This is a genomic window from Altererythrobacter chaiwopuensis (genome assembly GCF_054957755.1).
In genome coordinates, this window is sequence record NZ_JBTXJG010000004.1 from 1 (window position 1) to 1,397 (window position 1,397).

Sequence of the window (1,397 nt, forward strand, 5' to 3'; positions counted from 1 at the left end):
CGGTGCTGTCATCTGTGGATGGCCCCTGCGCAAGGGTTAAATTGATTTGATGGTTGGACCTGTCAGGGTGCGGTCATCTGTCCGGCCTGTTTGCGCGGCGCAAGATAGCCGCTGGCCCTGATGGTGTCCGCTGGCAAGGTCCCACTCAGTCTAGCGAGCACGAAGCTCCGACAGCACCTCGGGTTGTCCCAGCCTTTGCGGCCGCTGTTCAGATTGTCATCATCAAATCAATGAGCACCCCTGCAGTTCAGAACGCACTGCCCAAGAGCAGCACGATTTCTTTTTCAAATGCCGATCGGTGATCGATAGTCTTCTCCGCGTTTCAGGACGGCCCACACGATCCGTGCGGTCTTGTTGGCCATGGCGACGGTAACGAGACGGGCTGGTTTGCGCTCAAGCAGGCTGCGGATCCAATTGGCGTTGGCGATATCGCTGGTCGCAGCTCGCCGCACTACTGATGTCGCTCCAACAACGAGCAGTTTCCTCAAGTAGCGATCTCCCATCTTCGAGATGCGCCCGAGCTTGTCCTTGCCGCCTGAAGAGTTCTGGCGAGGAACCAACCCTATCGAAGCGGCAAACTCCCGGCCCGAGCGGAACTGGTCTGGATTGGTCACTGAAGCCGCCAGGGCCGTTGCGCTAATCACACCAACGCCCGGGATGGTCGCCAGCCTCTGACTATCTTCATCCTGGCGGTGCCAGACCAGCAGCCTTCGATTGAGGATCTGGATTTGCAAGGCCAATGTTTCGAGCTGGTCAGCCAGAGCTTTCACGATAGCCCGCGCGAGGTCTGGAATGTCTGCGCTATCAGATTGCTTCATCCGCTCGATCAGTTCACGCGCTCCGCAAACGCCTTGCCTCGCGACCAGGCCAAACTCGGCGCAATGGCCGCGGATTGCATTGATCAGCATGGTGCGCTGGCGGACCAGCAGGTCGCGTGAACGATGCAGGGCAAGGACAGCTTGGCGCTCGGCACTCTTGACCGGGACAAACCGCATGTTCGGTCGCCGAACCGCTTCGCAGATCGCTTCGGCATCGGCAGCGTCGTTCTTCTGCCGCCTGAGATAGGCTTTTACATAGGCTGGCGGCATCAACCGCACTTCATGCCCCAGCGCGGAAATCTCGCGCGCCCAATAATGCGAGGTGGCGCAAGCCTCCATGCCAATCAAACAGGCAGGAACCTTGGCCAACGTATCGAGCAACGCTGGCCGCCTCACCTGTTTGCGCCAGACAACAGCGCCATGGGCATCGACAGCGTGCAACTGAAAAACAGACTTGGCCAAATCAAGGCCGATCGTGGTAATCTCCATTGTGGATGGTCCTTTCCGTGGGGTGCTTCGACAACAGCCCACAATACGACTCACCTATGTCGGGTACAGGGGCCATCCACATCATCAGTC

The 1,397-nt window shown here is 58.7% G+C and carries 1 protein-coding gene; it reads right to left on the minus strand.

The genetic code is table 11. The features are described from left to right. Window positions 1-284 precede the first annotated feature (284 nt). The gene (locus ACX2DJ_RS12960; protein ID WP_462573158.1) at window positions 285-1,307 is read right to left on the minus strand and encodes an IS110 family RNA-guided transposase; all 1,023 of its coding nucleotides are present in this window, start codon (window positions 1,305-1,307) and stop codon (window positions 285-287) included. Window positions 1,308-1,397 lie beyond the last annotated feature (90 nt).